At 57.7% G+C, this 21,375-nt stretch carries 20 protein-coding genes; 10 read left to right on the top strand and 10 right to left on the bottom strand.

The features are described from left to right. Positions 1-13 precede the first annotated feature (13 nt). Genes CFBP6623_RS14700 through CFBP6623_RS14690 form a run of 3 tightly spaced genes read left to right on the top strand, consistent with a single transcriptional unit; the run spans position 14 to position 3,506 of the window. Entirely contained in the window at positions 14-1,486 is a 1,473-nt protein-coding gene (locus CFBP6623_RS14700) for a CpaF family protein (RefSeq protein ID WP_046799212.1), read from the top strand. A 15-nt stretch (positions 1,487-1,501) separates the two neighbouring features. Further along, complete coding sequence (locus tag CFBP6623_RS14695; protein ID WP_046799211.1) at positions 1,502-2,506, top strand: type II secretion system F family protein; 1,005 nt, start codon at positions 1,502-1,504, stop codon at positions 2,504-2,506. A gap of 10 nt (positions 2,507-2,516) precedes the next feature. Next, positions 2,517-3,506 carry a type II secretion system F family protein gene (locus CFBP6623_RS14690; protein WP_046799210.1) on the top strand — a complete coding sequence of 330 codons (990 nt, stop codon included), beginning with the start codon at positions 2,517-2,519 and terminating at the stop codon, positions 3,504-3,506. Between the two features lie 93 nt (positions 3,507-3,599). On the opposite strand, the gene CFBP6623_RS14685 is transcribed toward CFBP6623_RS14690, so the two are convergent. Continuing rightward, the gene (locus CFBP6623_RS14685; RefSeq protein WP_046799431.1) at positions 3,600-4,310 is read right to left on the bottom strand and encodes a tetratricopeptide repeat protein; all 711 of its coding nucleotides are present in this window, start codon (positions 4,308-4,310) and stop codon (positions 3,600-3,602) included. 356 nt (positions 4,311-4,666) lie between these two features. On the opposite strand from CFBP6623_RS14685, the gene CFBP6623_RS14680 reads away from it, so the two are divergent. Further along, a complete protein-coding gene (locus CFBP6623_RS14680) occupies positions 4,667-6,061 on the top strand; it encodes a leucyl aminopeptidase family protein (protein ID WP_046799209.1) in 1,395 nt (464 codons plus the stop codon). Positions 6,062-6,104: 43 nt separating this feature from the next. Here CFBP6623_RS14680 and pncB read toward each other — a convergent pair whose 3' ends face one another. The 8 genes from pncB to CFBP6623_RS14640 all read right to left on the bottom strand — a co-directional run bounded on the left by pncB (position 6,105) and on the right by CFBP6623_RS14640 (position 13,296). Then, the gene (gene pncB, locus CFBP6623_RS14675) at positions 6,105-7,409 is read right to left on the bottom strand and encodes a nicotinate phosphoribosyltransferase (RefSeq protein ID WP_046799208.1); all 1,305 of its coding nucleotides are present in this window, start codon (positions 7,407-7,409) and stop codon (positions 6,105-6,107) included. Positions 7,410-7,609: 200 nt separating this feature from the next. Continuing rightward, entirely contained in the window at positions 7,610-7,969 is a 360-nt protein-coding gene (locus CFBP6623_RS14670) for a hypothetical protein (RefSeq protein WP_046799430.1), read from the bottom strand. Between the two features lie 95 nt (positions 7,970-8,064). Beyond that, complete coding sequence (locus CFBP6623_RS14665; RefSeq protein ID WP_046799207.1) at positions 8,065-8,916, bottom strand: NlpC/P60 family protein; 852 nt, start codon at positions 8,914-8,916, stop codon at positions 8,065-8,067. Positions 8,917-8,933: 17 nt separating this feature from the next. Further along, on the bottom strand, positions 8,934-9,278 hold the full coding sequence (locus CFBP6623_RS14660) for a MarR family transcriptional regulator (protein WP_046799206.1): 345 nt from the start codon (positions 9,276-9,278) through the stop codon (positions 8,934-8,936). A 382-nt stretch (positions 9,279-9,660) separates the two neighbouring features. Then, positions 9,661-10,767, bottom strand: coding sequence for a DUF475 domain-containing protein (locus CFBP6623_RS14655; protein WP_046799205.1), 1,107 nt, complete (start codon positions 10,765-10,767; stop codon positions 9,661-9,663). A gap of 292 nt (positions 10,768-11,059) precedes the next feature. After that, on the bottom strand, positions 11,060-11,977 hold the full coding sequence (locus CFBP6623_RS14650) for a DMT family transporter (protein ID WP_046799204.1): 918 nt from the start codon (positions 11,975-11,977) through the stop codon (positions 11,060-11,062). A gap of 123 nt (positions 11,978-12,100) precedes the next feature. Further along, complete coding sequence (locus CFBP6623_RS14645; RefSeq protein ID WP_052820168.1) at positions 12,101-12,982, bottom strand: LysR family transcriptional regulator; 882 nt, start codon at positions 12,980-12,982, stop codon at positions 12,101-12,103. After that, positions 12,979-13,296 carry a putative quinol monooxygenase gene (locus tag CFBP6623_RS14640; protein WP_052820167.1) on the bottom strand — a complete coding sequence of 106 codons (318 nt, stop codon included), beginning with the start codon at positions 13,294-13,296 and terminating at the stop codon, positions 12,979-12,981. The genes CFBP6623_RS14645 and CFBP6623_RS14640 overlap by 4 nt, the downstream gene beginning before the upstream one ends. A 167-nt stretch (positions 13,297-13,463) precedes the next feature. Between CFBP6623_RS14640 and CFBP6623_RS14635 the strand changes: the two genes are divergently transcribed. The 3 genes from CFBP6623_RS14635 (at position 13,464) to CFBP6623_RS14625 (ending at position 17,317) form a co-directional block, all read left to right on the top strand. Further along, the gene (locus CFBP6623_RS14635; protein WP_046799201.1) at positions 13,464-14,960 is read left to right on the top strand and encodes a CoA-acylating methylmalonate-semialdehyde dehydrogenase; all 1,497 of its coding nucleotides are present in this window, start codon (positions 13,464-13,466) and stop codon (positions 14,958-14,960) included. Positions 14,961-15,186: 226 nt separating this feature from the next. Continuing rightward, positions 15,187-16,257, top strand: a complete 1,071-nt coding sequence (locus CFBP6623_RS14630) for a YjgN family protein (protein WP_046799200.1) — start codon at positions 15,187-15,189, stop codon at positions 16,255-16,257. Then, entirely contained in the window at positions 16,247-17,317 is a 1,071-nt protein-coding gene (locus CFBP6623_RS14625; protein ID WP_046799199.1) for a M48 family metallopeptidase, read from the top strand. The genes CFBP6623_RS14630 and CFBP6623_RS14625 overlap by 11 nt, the downstream gene beginning before the upstream one ends. Before the next feature lie 24 nt (positions 17,318-17,341). Here the strand turns inward: CFBP6623_RS14625 and CFBP6623_RS14620 are convergent, their stop codons facing one another. Then, positions 17,342-18,391, bottom strand: a complete 1,050-nt coding sequence (locus CFBP6623_RS14620; RefSeq protein ID WP_046799429.1) for a Fe(3+) ABC transporter substrate-binding protein — start codon at positions 18,389-18,391, stop codon at positions 17,342-17,344. A 173-nt stretch (positions 18,392-18,564) separates the two neighbouring features. On the opposite strand from CFBP6623_RS14620, the gene rirA reads away from it, so the two are divergent. The 3 genes from rirA (at position 18,565) to osmF (ending at position 21,301) form a co-directional block, all read left to right on the top strand. Further along, positions 18,565-19,035 (top strand): iron-responsive transcriptional regulator RirA, encoded by a 471-nt coding sequence (rirA, locus tag CFBP6623_RS14615; RefSeq protein ID WP_046799198.1) that lies wholly within the window; start codon positions 18,565-18,567, stop codon positions 19,033-19,035. A 169-nt stretch (positions 19,036-19,204) separates the two neighbouring features. Further along, entirely contained in the window at positions 19,205-20,251 is a 1,047-nt protein-coding gene (locus tag CFBP6623_RS14610; protein WP_046799428.1) for an AbrB family transcriptional regulator, read from the top strand. A gap of 138 nt (positions 20,252-20,389) precedes the next feature. Further along, entirely contained in the window at positions 20,390-21,301 is a 912-nt protein-coding gene (osmF, locus tag CFBP6623_RS14605; protein ID WP_046799197.1) for a glycine betaine ABC transporter substrate-binding protein OsmF, read from the top strand. Positions 21,302-21,375 lie beyond the last annotated feature (74 nt).

The raw sequence follows: 21,375 nt of genomic DNA, 5'->3' as shown, positions 1-21,375 counted from the left end.
GACGGAAACGCCGATGTTCGGAAAACGCGGGTCTGAAGGCCCAGCCAAAAGCACAAAGCCGGATTTGGCCGCAGCTGTACCCATGCAGGCAGCGGTGGCAGCCGAGCCTCGGCCTTCTACAATCGACACTTTGGAACCTGGCCAGTCGCCCGCAACGCGACAGGCACAGGCAACATCGCAGTCGCCGCAGAAAAAACGTGCGCGCACGGAAGATTATTACAATACCAAGAGCCAGGTTTTCTCAGCGCTTATCGATACGATCGACCTTTCGCAGCTCGCCAAGCTCGACGCGGAGAGCGCACGTGAGGAAATTCGCGATATCGTCAACGATATCATCACGATCAAGAATTTCGCCATGTCGATTGCCGAGCAGGAAGAATTGCTCGAAGACATTTGCAATGACGTTCTCGGTTACGGCCCGCTGGAGCCACTTCTAGCCCGCGACGATATTGCCGATATCATGGTTAACGGATCCGGCCAGACCTTCATCGAAGTCGGCGGCAAGACCATCGAATCCGACATCCGCTTTCGTGACAATGGCCAGTTGCTGTCCATCTGCCAGCGTATCGTCAGCCAGGTCGGCCGGCGTGTAGATGAATCGAGCCCAATATGCGACGCCCGCCTGCCGGATGGATCGCGTGTCAACGTCATTGCGCCACCGCTCGCCATCGACGGGCCAGCGCTGACGATCCGAAAATTCAAGAAGGACAAGCTGACGCTTGACCAGCTGGTGCGCTTCGGCGCAATCACGCCCGAAGGCGCGACCTTGCTCAAGATCATCGGCCGCGTTCGCTGCAACGTCGTCATCTCCGGCGGTACCGGCTCGGGCAAGACCACGCTTCTCAATTGCCTGACGAGCTTTATCGACAAGGACGAACGTGTCATCACCTGTGAGGACACCGCCGAACTGCAATTGCAGCAGCCGCATGTGGTGCGCCTGGAAACCCGCCCGCCGAACATCGAAGGTGAAGGCGAGATCACCATGCGCGATCTAGTCAAGAACTGCCTTCGTATGCGCCCAGAACGCATCATCGTCGGCGAAGTGCGCGGACCGGAGGTTTTCGACCTGCTTCAGGCCATGAATACCGGCCACGACGGCTCGATGGGGACGCTGCACGCCAACACGCCGCGCGAATGCCTCAGCCGTATCGAATCCATGATTGCCATGGGCGGCTTTACCCTGCCAGCCAAAACGGTGCGCGAAATCATTTCGGGATCGATCGATATCGTCGTTCAGGCGGCGCGCCTGCGCGACGGCTCCCGCCGGATAACGCAGATCACCGAAGTCATCGGCATGGAAGGCGACGTCATCGTTACCCAGGATTTGATGCGATATGAAATCGAAGGCGAGGATGCGAGCGGCAAGCTGATCGGCAGGCATGTATCGACCGGCATCAGCAAACCGCATTTCTGGGATCGCGCACGCTATTATGGCGAAGAAAAACGTCTGGCGGCCGCGCTCGATGAAATGGAAAAGACATCTTAAGGGAAAGCGACTGCCATGGACCCGACAATCCTGTTACTGGCCGTACTTGTCGCTATTTCGGCAGGAGCGCTGGCTTACGCCTTCCTTTTCCAGCAGATAGAGGTCGAAAAAAAGACCACCAGCCGCTTCAAGCGGGTGAAAGCCGCTGAAACGGATCACGCTAATATCAAAGCTGCGCGCGACCGTGTTCAGGAACTCGGAAAACGCCGCAAATCCATGCAGGACAGCCTGCGGGAAATGGAAAAGAAACAAAATGAAAAGGCAAAAAGGACAAAGAATGTCAGTTTGCGTGACAAACTGGTTCAGGCTGGCCTGCAGCTTTCAATCCGGCAGTTCCACCTGCTGAGCGCAGGTGGAGCTTTTGTCTCCGGTATCATAGCAATTCTTTATGGTCTGTCGCCGCTTATCGCTCTGCTTATAGGAGTGGTCGTCGGGTTGGGGCTACCACGATGGGTATTGGCCTTTCTTCTCAAGCGGCGGCAGAAAAAATTCCTGGAGGAATTCCCCAATTCGCTGGACGTCATGTGTCGGTCGATCAAGTCCGGACTGCCGTTGAACGATGCCGTGCGATTGATCGCATCGGATGGCCAGGAGCCGGTGAAAACGGAATTTCAGCGGGTCGTCGATGCACAGCAGGTCGGTATCAGCATTCCTCAGGCAATCGAGCGCATGATGCTGACCATGCCGCTGTTCGAGGTCAGTTTCTTCGGCACCGTCATCACCATTCAGGCACAGGCGGGCGGTAATCTTTCAGAAGCGCTGTCCAATCTTTCAAAAGTCCTGCGTGACCGCAAGAAGATGCGAGCCAAGGTGAATGCCCTCTCAATGGAGGCGAAAGCCTCGGCGGTCATCATCGGCGCGCTGCCCTTCATCGTCATGATGCTGGTGCACTTCACGTCGCCCGATTATTTGTCCGTGCTTTTCAGCGATTTGCGCGGGCACATCATTCTCGGAGCATCCGGGATCTGGATGCTGATTGGCATTTTCATCATGCGTCAAATGATCAATTTCGATATCTGAGGGCGGGGCCATGACAGGAAATCTCGTTTCCCGCCTGACGGATCCGCAGACGATCATTGCCATTCTGGTCACGCTTGCGGTTTTTGCCACCCTTTACACCCTCATCATGCCGTTCTTCGAGCGCAAGGACTTCGCCAAACGGATGAAAGCGGTGTCGACGGAACGCGATGTTATCCGCAGCCGCGAACGCGAGCGGCTAGCAACGACCTCCAGAGACGGAAAAACCTCGTTGCGCGGCAGCAACAACAAATCCGCGCGCCGCATCGTCGAAAGGTTCAATCTTCAGGAAGCACTTGCCGACGCGAATACGATGAACAAGCTGCGTGCAGCGGGTTTTCGTTCACAGAATGCGCTCAACACATTTCTCGCCGCGCGATTCGTCCTGCCATTCGCCTTTCTTGCCATCGCTTTTACCTGGGTTTTCGTCCTGGGAAACCTCGCCGACAAGGCTTTTGTCGTCAGGCTGATGGCTGTCCTGCTTTTCGGTTATATCGGTTTTTACGCGCCGAATATCTACGTTTCCAACGCCATGACGAAGCGACAGGGGTCGATCAAGCGTGCGTGGCCGGACGCGCTGGATCTGATGCTGATCTGCATAGAATCCGGTGTCTCAATGGAAGCCGCGATGCGCCGTGTGGCGGAAGAAATGGGCGAGCAGTCCCCTGAACTCGCCGAGGAAATGATGCTGACGACAGCAGAACTTTCCTTCCTTCAGGACAGGCGCATCGCCCTTGAGAATTTCGGTATGCGCACACAGCTGGATGGTGTCAAAAGCGTGGTGCAGGCGCTTATCCAGGCGGAACGCTATGGCACGCCGCTCGCTCAGGCGCTACGCGTTCTGGCGCAGGAAGGCCGTGACGAGCGTATGAACGAGGCCGAAAAGAAAGCCGCCGCGTTGCCGCCGAAACTGACCGTACCGATGATCATATTTTTCCTGCCGGTACTCATCGCCGTCATCCTCGGGCCGGCCATAATCCGGGTTATGGACACGTTCAAATAAAGAAAAACCGCCGGCATTTTGCGCGGCGGTATATTCCGATCCCGGCTGGCAAGATCGCGGGTCCACTCATACGGGCGGCCATACCTAACCCTATCAGCCTGCGGGCTTTGCGTCTTTTTTCGCCAGCTGCTGCCAGGAATTCTGCTGCGAGAGCATCGCGCGCAGATAGGTAAGATTTGCCTGCGCCTGCTGCGGTGACAATTCCTGAACCGCGATGCGCTCGGCTTCGGCGAAACGTCCCTGAAGACCCACCACAAGCGCGAGGTTCTGGCGAACGCGGCTATCGGCGCCGGGTTGCGAAATGGCGGATTGCAGATATGTTTCGGCGGTGCGGGGATCGCTCGACAGGACATAAGACATGCCGAGGTTTGAAAGCACGCTTGGATCGTTCGGCTTGAGGTCGAGCGCCTGCCGGTATCTCGAGCGCGCCTCGTTCGAGCGTCCCAGCTGGTCGAGAACGGCGCCTTCAGCGGAATAAAGCCGCCAGTCGGGTCGGTCGGGGGTCTGCGCCCTCTGTATGGTCGAAAGCGCCTGCTCCAGCTGGCCGGCAGCCGCCTGCGCCTTGCCATAAGCGGCAAGCACATCGCGATCCGCCGGATTGGCGATGGCGATCTGCTGCATGACGGCAAGTGCCTGGGTATTCTTGCCCGTCATCATCAGAACGCTGGCGTAGTTCATGCCGACCGACTTGTCCTTGGGGCTGCGTTCATAGGCCTTGCCGGCGGTCTCTTCCGCCTGCCGCAGCTGGTCCATGTTCATCGTGTCATAAGAACGGGTGGCGGCGGGAATGGAACCGGTGGACATGCGATCCGGCTTGTTGGTGCTCGCGCATCCGGACACGGCCAGAACCAGCGCTACCAGACAGGTTCCGCGCAGCAACCCGGTCCGGCCTGTTTTAGCCAAAGAAAAAGCAGTCATGGCAGCGCCCCCGCCCAAAAATGATCGATCTTGCGCCCGACATACGACAGACTCACATGACGCAACTTTCACTAAAGCAATAATCTGTTAACCCTAACAGAGCGTTAATCGCACCGATTCACGACACTGGAGCGCCGCGTCCGAGAGGACGCAAAAGGCCGCTCTGGCACTTTGAAACTGCGCATCGTTCCTGTCGAAAATCATCCCGATTTTCGGGGCCGGTGCACCAACGGAAGCATACAATGGCGCCCTACCAGTTCATCGAACGCCCCACCCCTTTCAGCTCAAAGGCCGGCAACACCTTGCCGGTTTTTGCCGTCACGCCAGCCCATATCGAACAGGGCGCCATCGATCCTGTTGCTCTGGACTGGGCGAAAAAGGCGGGGTTCAAGGCGGAAGCAGGCGCCATCCTGCTCGTGCCTTCCGCCGATGGTTCGCTGGGTGGCGCGCTTCTTGGGCTTGGCGGCAATCCATCCGAAATTCCCTTCATAACCGGGAAACTTGCCCGTGAACTGCCGGAAGGCGAGTGGCACATCGAAACCGCGCCCCTGACCGCCAACCGCCTGGCGCTCGGCTTTGGCCTCGGCAGCTATCGCTTCGACAAATACAGAACCACCAAGACCAACGGGGCAAAGCTTCTCATTCCGCAAGATGCGGAAGACGGCGAGATCAAACGCATTCTGGCCGGCGTTTTCCTTGCCCGCGATCTCATCAATATACCGGCCAATGACATGGGACCGGACGAGCTTGAAATCGCCTTCCGTGCCCTTGCCGCTCACTATAAGGCAAAGGTCAGCGTCACCACCGGCGACGATCTGTTGAAGGAAAACTTCCCGCTGATCCACGCCGTTGGCCGCGCGAGCGAAAGCGCGCCGCGCCTCCTTGAGATGAACTGGGGTAAAAAGGGCAATCCACGTCTCACCCTCGTCGGCAAGGGTGTCTGCTTTGATACCGGCGGTCTTGATATCAAACCCGCTGCCTCCATGGCATTGATGAAGAAGGATATGGGCGGTGCGGCCAATGTTCTCGGCCTTGCACTGATGATCATGGATGCGAAGCTGCCTGTCGATCTTCGTGTGCTTGTACCAGCCGTCGAAAACTCCATCTCCTCCAATGCCTTCCGCCCTGGCGATATCTATAAAAGCCGTAAGGGGCTGACGGTACAGATCGACAACACCGATGCGGAGGGACGTCTCGTGCTGGCGGATGCGCTGGCCTATGCCGATGAGGATGCGCCGGACCTGATGATCGACATGGCGACGCTGACGGGTGCCGCCCGCGTCGCTCTCGGCCCGGATCTGCCGCCTTTTTATACCGATGACGAAGATCTGGCCCATGACATCTCGGAAGCCAGCATCGATATCGACGACCCGCTGTGGCGGATGCCGCTCTATATGGGATATGACAAGGATATCCGCTCGCGGGCAGCCGACATCACCAACGCGCCGTCAGGCGGTATGGCCGGCTCGATCACCGCAGCCCTGTTTCTCAAGCGTTTCGTGACGAATACCAAGCGCTGGGCGCATTTCGATATTTACGGCTGGTCGCTGAGCGAGAGGCATCACTCGTCGATCGGCGGCGAGGCGCAGGGTATCCGGGCGATCTTCCATTACATCGCACATCAATTCGCGAAGTAATCACTTCCACGGGCGCTTCGACAATTGGAGCGCCCGGTCTCTATCAAACAAGAACCTTCTGTTCCTTGTGGTCTTCCTCGCCGAAGAACTTCAGGTAACGTTCCACTTCGGCCGGCTCGCCCGTCGCCTTTTGCGGATTATCTGAGAGCTTGACCGCCGGCCGGCCATTGGCGTCGCTGACCTTGCAGACGATCGAGATCGGCTTGAGGCTGGCGATGGTTTTTGGCGCGCAGCCGGCAAAGTCATTGGTCAGATTGGTGCCCCAACCGAAGCTCATCCGTACCCGGCCTTCGAAATGTCTGTAGGTGTCGATAATGGCGTTGACATCGAGACCGTCGGAGAAGATCAGCATCTTCTTACGCGGGTCGCGGCCCATCTTCTGCCACCACTCGATGATCTTTTCGCCGCCCTCGATCGGTGGCGCGCTGTCTGGGCGGAAACCCGTCCAGTCCGCCACCCATTCCGGCGCATTGCGCAGAAACGCAGCCGTACCGAAGGCATCAGGCAGCACGATCAGCAGGTTGCCGCCATAAAGCCGGTTCCAGTCTTTCAGAACCTGATAGGGGGCGGCCGCCAGTTCCTCATTCGTCTGCGCAAGCGCTGCAACCACCATCGGCAATTCATGCGCATTGGTACCCACGGCTTCGAGATCGGAATCCATGGCGAGCAGGACATTGCTCGTGCCGGTGAAAGCCGGTCCAATGCCTTCCTTCAGCGCCTCGACGCACCAGCGCTGCCAAAGAAAGCTGTGGCGGCGGCGCGTGCCGAAATCGGAAATGCGCAGGCCCGGCAGTTCCCGCAGCCGTTCGACCTTTTCCCACATCTTGGCCTTCGCCCTGGCATAAAGGACGTCCAGCGTGAAATAACCGAGCGAGCGCATGGCGCTGCGCGAGCGCAACTCGTTGATGATCGCCAGCGCCGGAATTTCCCAGAGCGTCGTGTCCATCCACCGGCCATGGAAATTCAACTCATACTGCCCGTCACGCTTGAAAAGCTCATATTCCGGCAATTGATAACTCGAAAGCCATGAGAGGAACTCCGGCTCGAAAATCTGTGAACGACCGTAAAAGGAATTACCCGCGAGCCAGATATTTTCTTTCTTGGAGAGACGCAGGGTGCGCGCGTGATCAAGCTGCTCGCGCAGCTCCATCTCGTCGATCTCTTCGGCCAGCCGCACCGTCTTGGTACGGTTTATCAAGGAAAATGTCGCGTCGACTTCCGGATAGAGCTTCCAGATCATCTGCAACATCAAGAGCTTGTAAAAATCCGTGTCGATCAGGCTGCGAACGATCGGATCGAGCTTCCAGGTGTGATTGTGGACACGGGTCGCTATATCGGTCTTCGTCATGCTCGCATTCCCCAACATCGGCCGAGACCCGACGTCACCCCGCACCTCGGCAGGTCTCAACCTGTCATGGCAAAGACTTATCTGAAAAAGCGACAACAAGTCCAGAGCGGCGGCGGCAGAGGGCCTTAGTTTTGCTCGTGCAGCCGATTTTTCGAAAAGCGTACCGCACTTTTCGGGTGAAGGCGCTCAATCCCTTTACCTCAGAAGGTCGGGTCGATGGGATTGATGCCGGGATACCAGTCCTTTGAGACCGGATTTCTGCCCCCGAAGCTGGAAATACCGTTTTCATCCGTGCAGCGATAACCCTGAACGGGAAGTCCCCGGCTGCCGAAAACATCGCGGTAGGGGCCGCGGGAATATCCGGTAGTTCCAAGTTCGCTATGGCAGGTATAACGGACTTTGGGCTGCAGCGTGCGCGGGTCCTTGACACCCGGCAGGTTCGCATAGGCATCGGGTGCCGGGGCAAAGCCATTCTGGTAAACGGTCTGCGCCTGTGCCGAGGCGCTCAATAGAACCGCCGTCAGGAACGCTGCCAATTTCGTCGCCGTTTTTGTCTTCATCGATGCCGGTCCCATACCATCCTTCATCCGATGTAGGCCGTTGACGACCTTCCTACAAAGGGTGAGGTAGGCACGATTTCGTGAAAACGGCTTTCTCAGCCCTCCAGCCGGCGGAAAGCCGTCGGCTTTTCATAAAGCCAGCCGATGCGCTCGATGGCCGCATCGAGATTTTCACGAGCGACATTCATCGTATGCCCATTGGCGTGGAGCAGCGTTTCCTCGTTTTCCATGAGGCCGACATGACCCTTCCAGAAGACCAGATCACCGCGGCGCAATTCGTCGCGCTCTATTTCCACGCCAAGCGACTTCACCTGCATGTCGGTATCGCGCAGAACCCGCCGACCCGTCATTGCCATGGAAAGCTGCACGAGGCCGGAACAATCGATGCCGAGGCCCGAGCGGCCGCCCCAGAGATAGGGCGTCTCGATGAAGCGCAGTGCTATCGCCACATAATCCTCTTCAACAGCATCACCGACTGCCCGGCAATGGGCGGCGATGATGCCCTCGCCTTTTTCAGTCATCAGATAGCGGGTGCCGCGCGTCTCGGCCTCCCCGACGATGCGAATAAGGCTGCCCATGGAAAGGGCCGCGACCGGTGGTTTGCGCAGTTCAGCGGCAGGATAGAGAAAGGTGCGCGGCGCAACGACGCGATGCGTGACGGTAACGACATCGCCAATAGCGGTTTCCGGCACGTAACCGGCGTAACCATCGGCGTCCGCCTGCACCCATGCCCAGCCGTTCGTTCTATCGAAGACACGGATGGTTTCGCCAAACAAAAGCTCCGTATCGATACCGGAGGCAAGGTCTGGCGTCGGCCGCAGGCCAATGACGGGAACAGCGACTTGCGCGGGCGAACCACTGACGAAGCGGTCGGCCTGCACCACACCTTGCAGTTTTTCATCGGCCAAGTCAGAGCGGAAAACATTCAGGCGGCGGTCGAGCATCATGGGTTTCACGTCCAGAGTTAGATCTTACGCGCCTGATCAATAATCAGATCGCCGAATTTTTCCAGATAGAGCGCACCTGTGACAGTGCGTTTTATCACAACATTGCGTCTGTCCCGCTCATCCCTCACCCTGTCAACCAGCCCCAGCGCCCCGAGACTGTCGAGTGCGCGGGTGATGACCGGCTTGGTCACGCCCAGCATTGCAGCGAGACCGCGAACGGTGTGCGGCGGCGGCACGAGATAAATCTGCAGCAGGATGGCGCTCTGGCGCAAGGTCAAATCAGGCGCATCGGCAATGACCTGCGCGATCGCGACGCGATGCCAGAGCCCCAAGGCTTCCGTGGGCGAAAGTTCTGCAGGCACGCCGATAAACCTTCCAGTCGTTATCGTGCCTTTTTCAGGCAATGAAAGGCAAAACTCAAGAACCATAGCGCACAAACAAAACCGCCGCGCTGTTGCAGACCGGATAGGTCGAACAGCGCGGCGGCATTTCGGACCCGTTTTCCGGGCTTCCAACGTCCCCTCTGGACTTAAAACAGGAGAAGCAGGAAGCGTGCCAATTTTATTGCGGCGCACAAATATGAGATAAAACAACGATTTATCGTGCAATCGCGGCGCCATGGCCGGATTTCTGCAAACGAAGATTAGCAATAAAAATAAGCAGACAGGAATTTAGTGCTTAAAAACTGCCTTCCGCCGCAAGGGCGGAAGGCAAGGATCGTTGTGGATCAGATTTCCGCGTGGCTCAGATTTCTGCACCGCGGGCCGTATCAGCGGCATTGGCGCCTTGCTGCCGGTTATGCCGGATCGACGACCAGAGCGAAATACCGATCAGGGTCGCACCGCCAAGGCCGGTGATGACCTCCGGTATATGGAACATGGTCTGCACATACATGATGACCGACAGGATAAGGATCGCGTAAAAAGCGCCGTGTTCCAGATAACGGTATTCGGCAAGCGTTCCCTTCTCAACCAGCATGATCGTCATCGAGCGCACATACATGGCGCCGATGCCGAGGCCGATGGCGATGATGAACAGGTTCTGGGTCAGTGCGAAAGCACCAATCACGCCGTCGAAGGAGAAGCTGGCATCCAGCACTTCGAGGTAAAGAAACGCACCGAAGCCGCCTTTGGCTGCGCCTTCCAGCATTTCCTGGCTGCGATCGAGAATACCGCCGACGACTTCCACCAGCAGGAAGGTCAAAAGACCCCAGATCGCCGAATGGAAGAAGGTGTTGGCAGCGACCGGACCGAGTTCCGGGTTATCACTGGCACCGATGATACGGGAAAAGACCAGCATGACGACCAGCACGAAGGCGATCTCGATGCCCTTGACGGAGGAATAGGTCGCAGCCTTTTCCTCGATCCAGCGCACCCAGTGCACGTCCTTTTCATGGTCGAAGAAGAAGTTAAGACCAACCATCATCAGGAAGGTGCCGCCAAAAGCCGCAATCGGCAGATGGGCGTCACGCATGATTTCCGAATAACGTTCCGGCTGCGTCGCCGCCATGACGATTGCCGTCCAGGGGCCGACATTGGCGGCAACGACGACGATGAGCAGCGGGAAGACGATACGCATGCCGAAAACGGCAATCAGGATACCCCAGGTCAGGAAGCGGTGCTGCCAGACCGGCGTCATATCCTTCAGCTTATTGGCGTTGACGATGGCGTTATCGAAGGAGAGCGAGATTTCCAGCACCGCAAGAACGACGCAGATGAAGAAGATCGTCGCCGTGCCGCCCACCGTTCCGGTCATTTCCCAACCGAGATAACCGCCGAGGATCAGACCGACGATGGTGACGATAAAAGCCCACTTGAAGTAGGAAAGCGTGGATTTCTGGGCGGCGCTCATGTCCGGTCACCTTCGATGACGAGGACGTTCACGGACAGATGCAGAGCATCAGCCCGCACGCAGAAAGCACGCGCGCGAAGCACATTCAGGTTTTTCATAGTTTTTAATCCGCCGGCCAATTTTTGCAGGCGGTACCGACATCGCGAGAGCGCCGTAAAACTCTCGCCAGAGGGGCCCGGCACCTTTGTTTCCTCTGCCCTTGCGAGACATATGATCGCAGGGCCTTCTCTTACTCCCTGAAGATCACGCGCTCGTCAAGTCCCGTGATTGTATCTACGGTGGTCAGGAAAGATCAAACCTGTTCTTCAACCAGTCCTTCGGCGGTTTCGCGGCGTCGCTTGAGCGTATTATCGCGGAAGAAAATATAGAGGCCGGATAGAACGATCAGGCCCGCGCCGATGACGATGCTGATATGCGGCACATCGCCGAAGAATGCCCAGCCGAAGATCACCGCCCAGAGCAGCAGCGTATATTGCAGCGGCGCGACGGTCGCAGCATCGGCAAGCTTCAGAGCCCGATTGACCAGCACATGCGCTGCCATGGCGACTACGCCGAGCAGGCTGAGGAACGCCAGATCGAAGCTGGACTGGACCGGCAGCCAGCCGGATGGTGTTAGAAACACTGCAACGATGCCCGCAAGACCGGCACCGATGATCTGCCAGAAGGCAAGTACGGTATCCGGCGTATTGCGCAGCTGGCGTCCGGACAACATCATGAAGGCGAAGGCAGCACTGCCGAGAATGGAAAACAGCGCAGCGGAAGTGAGGCTTGCCGAACTGGGTTTCAAGGCGATGAGAACACCGACGAAACCGATCGCGATGGCCGTCCACCGACGCCAGCCGACCTTTTCTCCGAGCAGAAACGGTGCCAGGGCCGCCACATAAATGGGCGCCGCCAGCCAGTAGGTCATGACGTCTGCCAATGGCAGGCTCGCGACCGCGAAATAGAAACAGAAAAGCTCGGCAGTGGAGAAAAAGACACGCGCCACCTGCAATCCGGGCCGCTCGACCTTCACAAGGCCGGAAAGGCCAGCTCGCCAGACGATGGGAACCAGGATGACAAGGGCCGCAGCACTTCGGATCAGGATAACCTGCCCCTGGCTATAGGTCGATACAAGCCATTTTCCCATGGCATCGTTCAGCGCAAAAAGCAGCATTCCAAGCAGCATGACGGCCACGCCGAGGCCAGTCGGCGAAAGCTTTCGTATCATAGTCGACATGTCAGTTCCGATCTCTCCCAATGGCTGCATTGGTCGTTCAGCCAGCCACCCCTTGTCAAGCCCGGAGCGGCTGACTTGAGAAATAATATTACTAATAGATCGAAGACTTATATGTCAGAAGAATATTCGCCTCTCTTCAGCCACGAGTTCCTGAAGAAAATCGACCACGGTACGGACGCGAACCAGTTGGCGGGCGGACTCGTGATAGGCGGTCCAGTAGGACCGGCTTATGCTGATATGCGGCATGATCCGCAACAGTTCAGGATATTGCCCGGCGATGTAATTGTGCAGAATGCCGATACCCGCCCCCGACCGGACCGCCTCCGTCTGGCCGGTGGCGCTGGAGATTTCAAAGGCGGCATCCCAGTCGCGCATGATCTCACCGGTGTAATTCAGGGAAGGCGAGAAGATCAGGTCCTCCACATAACCGATCCGACGGTGGCGCTTGAGCGCTTCGACATCATCAGGCGTTCCATATTCGGCCAGATAGTCGGCGGAGGCATAAAGCCCGAGCGAATAATCGGTGAGCTTTGAGAACATCAGCCTGCCCTGCTCCGGTCGCTCGATGGTGATGGCGATATCGGCCTCGCGCTGCGACAAAGAGAAGGAACGCGGCACGGGAACGAGCTGGATTTTGAGGTCAGGATAACGGGCCGTCAGCCGGCCGAGCCGTGGCGCGAGAAAGGAGACGCCAAGACCGTCCGGCGCACCGATACGCACCGTTCCCGCCACCGCCGTATCGACGCGGCCGAGATTGGCCTGGGCATTCAGCATTTCGGTTTCCATGCGCTCGGCGGCACCCAAAAACCGCTGACCTTCCTCGGTCATTTCGCAGCCATTCGTCCGGCGGATAAACAGCTGGGTCTTCAGTGCCTGCTCCAGCAGCGTCAATCGCCGCGAAAGCGTTGCGTGATTGAGTCCGAGCCGTTTCGATGCGGCGAGAATCTGCCCAGAGCGGGCAACGGCAAGGAATATGCGGACGTCATCCCAATTCATGGCTTGCTGCGCATCATTACGGGTTCAACTTCGATCAAGGTAAGCGATGTCACCATTCCCGCCACACCCTCTTTATATTTCAGGAAATGCGGCGTCTGCAGATGCGCCTCGTATGCCGCCTGGTTCGCATAGATTTCGAGGATGCGAATCTTTTCCGGGCTGCCTTTGATCGCCACCGCATTTAATGCAAGCACACCATTTTCAAGACGGACCGAAGCCTCGATCTCCTCTGCAAGCAATCTGCGATAGGCGTCCAGATGGGTCGGATCGATTTCTATTTCAGCCATCCTCACGACAGGTTCATCGCTCGCCATCTTTTACCTTTCTTTTTTGACTGGCGAACTCGCCGTGCCGGATCAGGAAACGCCTTAAATGCTTATCGTACTTTAATTTACGCACAACGGTTTCTTATTCGAGTTCATTGATTTGTACAAATTCAAGTGCGATGCTGCGCCCATCAAAAAATCGCGGAGGACTACCCATGAAGGAAATCGGTCATTTCATTAACGGCAAGCATGTGCCCGGCACCAGCGGCCGCACATCGAATGTCTATAACCCGGCCACAGGCGAAGTGCAGGCAACCGTTGCGCTTGCGAGCGACGCTGAATTGCGCGCCGCCGTTGAAAGCGCCAAGGCGGCACAGCCGAAATGGGCTGCCACCAACCCGCAACGCCGCGCCCGCGTTTTTTTCAAATTCGTTGAACTTCTGAACCGCGACCTCAACGAGCTGGCGGTGCTGCTTTCCAGCGAGCATGGCAAGACCGTCGAGGATTCCAAGGGTGATATCATCCGCGGCCTCGAAGTCTGCGAATTCGTCTGCGGCATTCCCCATCTGCAGAAGGGTGAGTTTACCGAGGGCGCTGGCCCGGCCATCGACATGTATTCGATCCGCCAGCCGGTCGGTATCGGCGCGGGCATCACCCCGTTCAACTTCCCCGGCATGATCCCGATGTGGATGTTCGCCCCGGCGATCGCCTGTGGCAACGCCTTCATCCTCAAGCCTTCCGAGCGCGACCCGTCGCTGCCGATCCGTCTTGCCGAACTGATGATCGAGGCTGGTCTTCCGGCCGGTATCCTCAACGTCGTCAACGGTGACAAGGGCGCTGTCGACGCCATCCTGACCGATCCCGATATTGGCGCGGTCTCCTTCGTCGGCTCGACGCCGATCGCCCGCTATGTCTATGGCACCGCTGCCATGAACGGCAAGCGCGCGCAGTGCTTCGGCGGCGCGAAGAACCATATGATCATCATGCCGGACGCCGATCTCGATCAGGCGGTGAATGCGCTGATGGGTGCGGGTTACGGTTCAGCCGGCGAGCGTTGCATGGCCGTTTCCGTTGCGGTTCCGGTTGGCGAAGAAACGGCCAATCGCCTCGTAGAAAAGCTCATCCCGCAGATCGAGAGCCTGAGAATCGGCCCCTATACCGATGACAAGGCCGATATGGGCCCGCTCGTCACCAAGGAAGCCCAGACACGCGTCAAGGGTCTGATCGACAGCGGTGTTGAACAGGGCGCAAAGCTGCTGGTCGATGGCCGCGATTTCAAGCTGCAGGGTTATGAGGACGGTTATTTCGTCGGCGGCTGCCTGTTCGACCACGTCACGCCTGACATGGACATCTACAAGACGGAAATCTTCGGACCGGTTCTGTCGGTCGTTCGCGCCAAGAACTACGAAGATGCGCTGGAACTGCCAATGAAGCATGAGTACGGTAACGGTGTCGCGATCTACACCCGTGACGGCGATGCTGCACGCGATTTCGCAAGCCGCATCAACATCGGCATGATCGGCGTCAACGTTCCGATCCCGGTTCCGCTCGCCTACCACTCCTTCGGAGGCTGGAAGGCCTCGAGCTTCGGCGATCTCAACCAGCACGGCACCGATTCGATCAAGTTCTGGACGAAGACCAAGACGATCACCTCGCGTTGGCCGTCGGGCATCAAGTCGGGTGCTGAATTCGTGATGCCGACGATGAAGTAAGCCGGAAAGCCGGCAACCAAAACAAAAGCCCCGCTGCGAAAACAGCGGGGCTTTTTTGGTTAAAAAGATTACTAAAAAAATCAAGTTTCTTTTGTCAAAATAATTCCACTTAAAGCTGTTATCGCGTAAGAGAGCCGTTGCGGCGTGGGGACGCTGCCAATCGAGGATAACGGGGAAGCCTGCAAACTCAATCTGCCCGGAGAGGGGCATGTCATGAGGGACTATTATGAGTGAAATCTCTGTCAGCGTGGATCAGCGCGCACTCGAACGCGGCTCGTTCAGTGGAAATGCCAAGGAATATTTTGGTATCTGGATCGTCAATATTCTGCTGACGATCGTCACGATCGGCATCTATTCCGCCTGGGCAAAGGTGCGCCGCAAGCGTTATTTCAATGGTAACACCGTGCTGGCCGGCCGCGCTTTCGGTTATCACGCCACCGGCGGGCAAATCTTCAAGGGTCGGTTGATTGCATTTGCCTTCATCGTCGTCTCGCAGCTTGTCGGCCTCATCCATCCGTTTCTGGTCTTCGTGCCGGCGCTCCTGCTGATGATCTTCTTTCCCTGGCTGATCACGCGCAGCATTCGTTTTAATGCGCGGGTGACAAGCTATCGCAATGTCCGTTTCGATTTCGTCGGCACTGCGGGAGGCGCCTTCGTCTCCATTCTGCTCGGCAGCCTCGTCGCGCTTTTCTCCTTCGGCATTCTGGCTCCACTGTCCAGCCGCTGGGCAAACCGCTACATTTTCAGCAACCTGCGTTATGGTGACCGGCCCTTCAGTGCCGACCCTAAGATCAGCGCGCTTTATTGGGTCTGGATCATTCCGGCGATCATGGTGGTGATTGGCAGCATCGTGGTCGGTTTCTTCGGCGTTGCCGCCTTTGCGGCCAATAGTGCGGTCCTCGAAGACGAAACGGCCGCCATGGTTACCGCGCTTGCTTCCCTCTATGTCGGCCTTTTCGGCGCATTTTTGGTTTACGGCCTCGCGGGCGTTGTTTATCGCACCGGCGTTCGCAACGTTGTTATTTCGTCCATGCTGCTGGACGGAAAGCACGATCTGCGCAGCGACCTGCATCGCGGGCGTTACCTCTGGATCGTCATCTCCAACCTTGTTGTCACCGTCTTCACGCTTGGCCTGATGCGGCCATGGGCGGCAGTGCGCGAAGCGCGTTATACCGTCGAACGCACGGCAATCCGTTTCAATGGCGATGTGGGCGAGGTCCTTTCTTCGATGGAAGCAACGGGTGCCGCCGTCAGCGCCGAATATATGGATATGGAAGGTTTCGAGTTTGGTTTCTGATATCGGAGAAACCGTTGCGGGCGAGTGGCACGCCGCTCGCTCCAGCCTTTCCAGCGCCGCCAGGCTGAAGCTTGGCGGCACGGTCCTTCTCGTGCTCGACGCGAAGGACAACCATGTCAGAACCCAGGCCGAGATAAAAACGGTGGAGATCAGCCACCGCGTCGGAGCTATTCCACGCGAGTTGCATTTTCCCGACGGTTCGCTGTTCGAAACTCGCGACAATGACGGTGTGGACCGTCTGCTCGTCCAGCACATTACCAAGCGCGCTGGCTTCGTAAACTGGCTGGAACAGTTCCGCCTGCGACTGATCGGCATCACCGCCGCAGCCGTACTTCTGGCTTATGGCACTTACAAGCTGGCGCTGCCGGCGCTGGTGGAACTGGCGGTTGCGGTAACTCCGCCGATCGTTCCGCAAATCATGTCGGCCAGCACCATGCAGGCCTTCGACCAGACGGTGTTCTCCGCAAGCGAACTACCACAGGAACACCAGGACGCCATCCGCGCGGAATTTGCCCGGATCGCCGCCCATGCGGAAGGTTCGCCCGAGGATTACAAGCTGAATTTCCGAAAGGGGGGCTATATCGGTCCCAATGCCTTCGCGCTGCCGGATGGCACGCTGGTTTTGACGGACGAGCTGGTGGAACTCGCAGGCGACGACAGGCAGATGATCACCGGGGTTCTCGCGCATGAAATCGGCCATGTGGAATATGAACACAGCCTGCGGCAGCTTTACCGCGCCGCCGGTGTTGCCGGTCTCGTCATGCTGATTGCCGGCGACGTCGGTTCGGCCATGGAAGATATTCTCACCCAGGGTGGCGGTCTTCTGGCGCTCTCGCATTCGCGCGATGCCGAGCGGCAGGCGGATCAGCGCTCCGTCCAACTGATGCGCCAGGCCGGGCTTGACCCCACCGCCATCGAGCGGTTCTTCGCGCTGCTTGAGGAAAAGCTGGGGGACAAGGGCGGCACCAGCATCGTATCCACCCATCCCGGAACGCCGGAAAGGCGCAAGGCTATCCTCGATTACAACGCCTCACTGGACAATAAGCCGACGGGTAACTGACCCGTCGGCCTCAGGAAAACGGCGTCAGTTGGTCGGACCGTCGTTGAAGCCCACTTCGTCCACCAGTTCGGATGCCTGCTTGCGATGAGCGGCAATATCCGTCAGCGGCAGCTTGTCCGGATTGATGGGGCCGAAACCCTTGACGACATCGGATGGCTCGGCGCCCGGCAGCACCGGATATTCGAAGACCTGCTTGGCGTAGATTTCCTGTGCCTCGCGGGACGCCAGGAATTCCATCAGCTTCAGCGCATTGTCCTTGTTGGGTGCATATTTCGTCAGGGCCATGCCGGAAATATTCACATGCGTGCCGCGATCGCCGGCGTTGGGGAAGATCACCCGCACCGATCCCGCCCATTCCTTTTCTTCCGGCTCGCGATCATTGGTCAACATCAGACCGACATAATAGGTATTGCCGAGCGCGATGTCGCATTCGCCGGAAAAGATCGATTTCGCCTGGCTGCGGTCGGTTCCATCAGGCTTGCGGGCGAGATTATTCTTCAGGCCGGTCAGCCATGTGCGAGTGTAATCGACGCCATGATGGGCGATCATCGAGGCGATCAGGGCAATATTGTAGGAATGCTGACCGTCGCGAATGCAGATCTTGCCCTTCCATTTCGGTTCGGCAAGCTCCTCATAGGTGATGTCCTTCTGGGTCACCCGCTCTCTGGAGGCATAAACCACCCGGCCGCGCGTCGTCAGGCCGAACCACTCGCCCTGCGGATCGCGGAGATTGGCGGGGATGTCCTTTTCGATGACGGGATCGTTGAGAACCGGCTGCGTGACGCCACCTTCCTTCGCCTCGATGAGACGGGCGATATCAACCGTCAGCAGCAGATCGGCGGGCGAATTGACGCCCTCGGCCTGAATGCGCTCCACCAGCCCCTTGTCGAGGAAAAGAACGTTGGCTTCTATGCCCGTTTCTTTCGTGAAGGCATCGAGCAGCGGCTGGATCAGCTCGGGCTGGCGATAGGAATACACATTCACCTCGCCTTCCGCAAAAGCTGCGGGCGCGCCGGAAACGATCGTCAGCCCTGAAAAAACGGCAGCGGAAAAATACGATTTCAAGCTTGCCATTACGAATGCCTCCATTACATTCAGATTCTTGACTTGTTTGTTCATGAATCATTGAGGCGGTCAACAAGGCTGTTCGAGAAATATCGAATGGGCGCCAGTTTTTTCAGTTTCTGGAATTGTTCTAAACTGAAAAAGAGACTATATAACTCCACATTGAGAGTTAGGAGACCAGCATGCGTTTGACCAAACAGACCAACTATGCCGTTCGCATGTTGATGTATTGCGCTGCGAATGAAGGCAAGCTGAGCCGCATTCCGGAGATCGCCAGGGCTTACGGCGTATCTGAGCTGTTCCTTTTCAAAATCCTGCAGCCGCTCAACAAGGCGGGCCTGGTAGAAACCGTGCGTGGCCGCAATGGCGGCGTGCGGCTTGGCAAGCCTGCCGAAAAGATCAGCCTTTTCGACGTGGTACGAGTGACTGAAGACAGTTTTGCCATGGCAGAGTGCTTCGAGGACGGCGCTGTTGAGTGTCCGCTTGTGGACAGCTGTGGCCTGAACTCGGCGCTGCGCAAGGCGCTCAATGCCTTCTTCGATGTTCTCGCGGAATATTCGATTGACGATCTCGTCAAGGCGCGCCCGCAGATCAACTTCCTGCTCGGTATCGACACGGAAATGCCGAAGGCCATGCCCCTTCCCGCCGCCTGATCACGCAAATATCAGAGCAGCGAAAGCCAAAGCCCGTGCCCACAGGTCGCGGGTTTTTCTTTTATAAAATACTCATGAAATACAATATTTTTGGCGATGCAGGTTGACGCCGCCAGACGAAACGGCGCATTTGGTCACGAGCTTTTTCAAGCAACCAATCAGCGTCGCAATGATCATCAAGCCTGAATTCCATACATTTGCGCTTACCGCCCTTGTCGGCAGCATGGGCGCACTGCTCGCCAGCCTGCTCCATGTTCCCGCCCCCTTCCTTTCCGGGCCGGCACTTGCCGTAACGATCACCGGACTGGCGGGCGTAAAGCTCGGAATTCCCGCCTTCATCCGCAATGCCTGTTTCGTCGTCGTCGGTATTTCGATGGGAACGAGCGTAACGCCCTCGGTCATCGATGCGGCAAAGACATGGCCACTGAGCTTCGTCGTCGTGCTCGCCGCCGTCGTCATCATGCTCTATGTCGCCTATTGGATCCTGCATTACGGTTTCGGATATGACCGGACGACGGCGATGCTGGGCGCCTCCCCCGGTCACCTCAGCTATATCATCAGCCTTGGGGCGGAAACGAAAAGCGACCTTGCGACCGTCAGCATCGTACAAAGTGTCAGAGTACTGGCGCTGACGCTTTCCGTACCGCTGATCGTCGAATATTTCGATCTGGTCAGCACCGAACCGCTGATGACCAACCCGCCAATGGGTCTGCTGACCCTGGCGCTGACCATCGCCGCATCGCTTCTGACCGGCTGGCTTTTCCTGCGCTGGAGATTTCCGGCAGCCCTGCTGCTTGGCGGCGTGGCCGTTTCGATCGGCACCCATATTACCGGCCTCACAGAGGGCGGCGTTCCCACCTGGCTCAGCCTGCCGGTCTATGTACTGATCGGCTGTCTCATCGGCACGCGTTTTTCCAACGTATCGCTGATGGAAGTGCGCAAAGGTTTTCTGGCCGGCTTCGTCGTCACTATCGCCGTGATGGTGATCGCCGGCAGCATTGCCTGGATGATTTCCAGCGTCACCGGCGTTCCGCTCAATGCGGTGATGATCGCCTATGCGCCGGGCGGTCTCGAAACCATGGCGGCCATGGCGGTGATGATGCATGCCGATACCGCCTATGTCGGCTCCCACCATGTCATCAGGCTTCTGTTCCTTTCCGTACTCATGCCGCTCGTCATGGGCAAGGACGCCCGCAAGCCGAACGACAAGACCTGACAGCACCCAGCCGGAACCGGCAGCGCTAAAAATCCGAATGGCGTGCAACCATTTTTCCTCACGGCCGTTGATATTTCGCCGCAATTGCGGCGGCGATCTCTCGCCTGTTCGGCAGGCTGACCCACCGGAGGAACATTCATGAACCGCTTGATGACGTTGACCGGCGCGGGACTTGCGCTTGCCCTTTCTGTTTCCATCGCTCAGGCGCAGGTGGTTGTGTCGTCGAAGATCGACACCGAGGGTGGCGTCCTCGGCAACATCATCCTCGCCGTGCTGAACAAGAATAACATCGAGACGACGGACCGCATCCAGCTCGGCGCCACCCCGGTGGTCAGGAAAGCGATTACGGCGGGCGAAATCGATATCTACCCGGAATATACCGGCAATGCCGCCTTCTTTTTCTCCAAAGCCGATGATCCGCTCTGGAAAGACGCCGCAAAGGGCTATGAAGAGGCGAAAACGCTCGATTACGACGCCAACAAGATCGTCTGGCTGACGCCATCACCGGCAAACAACACCTGGGCTATCGCGCTGCGCAAGGATGTCGCCGACGAGAACAATCTGAAGTCGCTTTCGGACTTCGGCAAATATGTTACGGGCGGCGGTGAGGTGGTTCTTGCCGCATCTTCCGAATTCGTCAATTCTGCCGCTGCCTTGCCGGCGTTTCAGACGACCTACGGGTTTACCTTGAAACCGGAGCAGCTGATCACGCTGTCTGGCGGCGACACGGCGGCCACGATCGCAGCTGCCGCCAACCAGACGAACAATGCCAATGCCGCTATGGTTTACGGCACCGATGGCGGTATCGCGCCTTCGGGGCTTGTCGTGCTGGAAGACGACAAACATGTGCAGCCGGTCTATCAGCCTGCGCCGATCATTCGCGAGGAGGTTCTGAAAAAGAACCCCAATATCGAGGAACTGCTGAAACCCGTGTTCGAAAAACTTGATCTGGCAACGCTGCAGGAGCTGAATGCCCGTGTGCAGGTGGGCGGCGAACAGGCCAAGACCGTGGCGCTCGACTTCCTGACAAAGAACGGTTTCGTCAAATAATCACCTGTGAGACAATGAAGCGGGATGGCGAAAAGCGGGGGCGGTTTTCAGTATCCGCCCCCAGCTTAGCGTCC

Origin of the sequence: Agrobacterium tumefaciens (assembly GCF_005221385.1) — a bacterium.
GTDB classification, from domain to species: Bacteria; Pseudomonadota; Alphaproteobacteria; order Rhizobiales; family Rhizobiaceae; genus Agrobacterium; species Agrobacterium tomkonis.
This window is presented reverse-complemented; position numbering and strand designations above follow the sequence as displayed.

What these genes read in the sequence shown, in the direction of transcription:
- CFBP6623_RS14610 (WP_046799428.1), top strand. Translation starts at nt 19,205, where the DNA reads ATGATCATCAAGCCTGAATTCCATACATTTGCGCTTACCGCCCTTGTC.
- CFBP6623_RS14685 (WP_046799431.1), bottom strand. Translation starts at nt 4,310, where the DNA reads ATGTCCACCGGTTCCATTCCCGCCGCCACCCGTTCTTATGACACGATG.
- osmF (WP_046799197.1), top strand. Translation starts at nt 20,390, where the DNA reads ATGAACCGCTTGATGACGTTGACCGGCGCGGGACTTGCGCTTGCCCTT.
- CFBP6623_RS14690 (WP_046799210.1), top strand. Translation starts at nt 2,517, where the DNA reads ATGACAGGAAATCTCGTTTCCCGCCTGACGGATCCGCAGACGATCATT.
- CFBP6623_RS14665 (WP_046799207.1), bottom strand. Translation starts at nt 8,916, where the DNA reads ATGATGCTCGACCGCCGCCTGAATGTTTTCCGCTCTGACTTGGCCGAT.
- CFBP6623_RS14650 (WP_046799204.1), bottom strand. Translation starts at nt 11,977, where the DNA reads ATGATACGAAAGCTTTCGCCGACTGGCCTCGGCGTGGCCGTCATGCTG.
- CFBP6623_RS14630 (WP_046799200.1), top strand. Translation starts at nt 15,187, where the DNA reads ATGAGTGAAATCTCTGTCAGCGTGGATCAGCGCGCACTCGAACGCGGC.
- CFBP6623_RS14670 (WP_046799430.1), bottom strand. Translation starts at nt 7,969, where the DNA reads ATGAAGACAAAAACGGCGACGAAATTGGCAGCGTTCCTGACGGCGGTT.
- CFBP6623_RS14640 (WP_052820167.1), bottom strand. Translation starts at nt 13,296, where the DNA reads ATGGCGAGCGATGAACCTGTCGTGAGGATGGCTGAAATAGAAATCGAT.
- CFBP6623_RS14620 (WP_046799429.1), bottom strand. Translation starts at nt 18,391, where the DNA reads ATGGCAAGCTTGAAATCGTATTTTTCCGCTGCCGTTTTTTCAGGGCTG.
- pncB (WP_046799208.1), bottom strand. Translation starts at nt 7,409, where the DNA reads ATGACGAAGACCGATATAGCGACCCGTGTCCACAATCACACCTGGAAG.
- CFBP6623_RS14680 (WP_046799209.1), top strand. Translation starts at nt 4,667, where the DNA reads ATGGCGCCCTACCAGTTCATCGAACGCCCCACCCCTTTCAGCTCAAAG.
- CFBP6623_RS14655 (WP_046799205.1), bottom strand. Translation starts at nt 10,767, where the DNA reads ATGAGCGCCGCCCAGAAATCCACGCTTTCCTACTTCAAGTGGGCTTTT.
- rirA (WP_046799198.1), top strand. Translation starts at nt 18,565, where the DNA reads ATGCGTTTGACCAAACAGACCAACTATGCCGTTCGCATGTTGATGTAT.
- CFBP6623_RS14695 (WP_046799211.1), top strand. Translation starts at nt 1,502, where the DNA reads ATGGACCCGACAATCCTGTTACTGGCCGTACTTGTCGCTATTTCGGCA.
- CFBP6623_RS14645 (WP_052820168.1), bottom strand. Translation starts at nt 12,982, where the DNA reads ATGAATTGGGATGACGTCCGCATATTCCTTGCCGTTGCCCGCTCTGGG.
- CFBP6623_RS14635 (WP_046799201.1), top strand. Translation starts at nt 13,464, where the DNA reads ATGAAGGAAATCGGTCATTTCATTAACGGCAAGCATGTGCCCGGCACC.
- CFBP6623_RS14700 (WP_046799212.1), top strand. Translation starts at nt 14, where the DNA reads ATGTTCGGAAAACGCGGGTCTGAAGGCCCAGCCAAAAGCACAAAGCCG.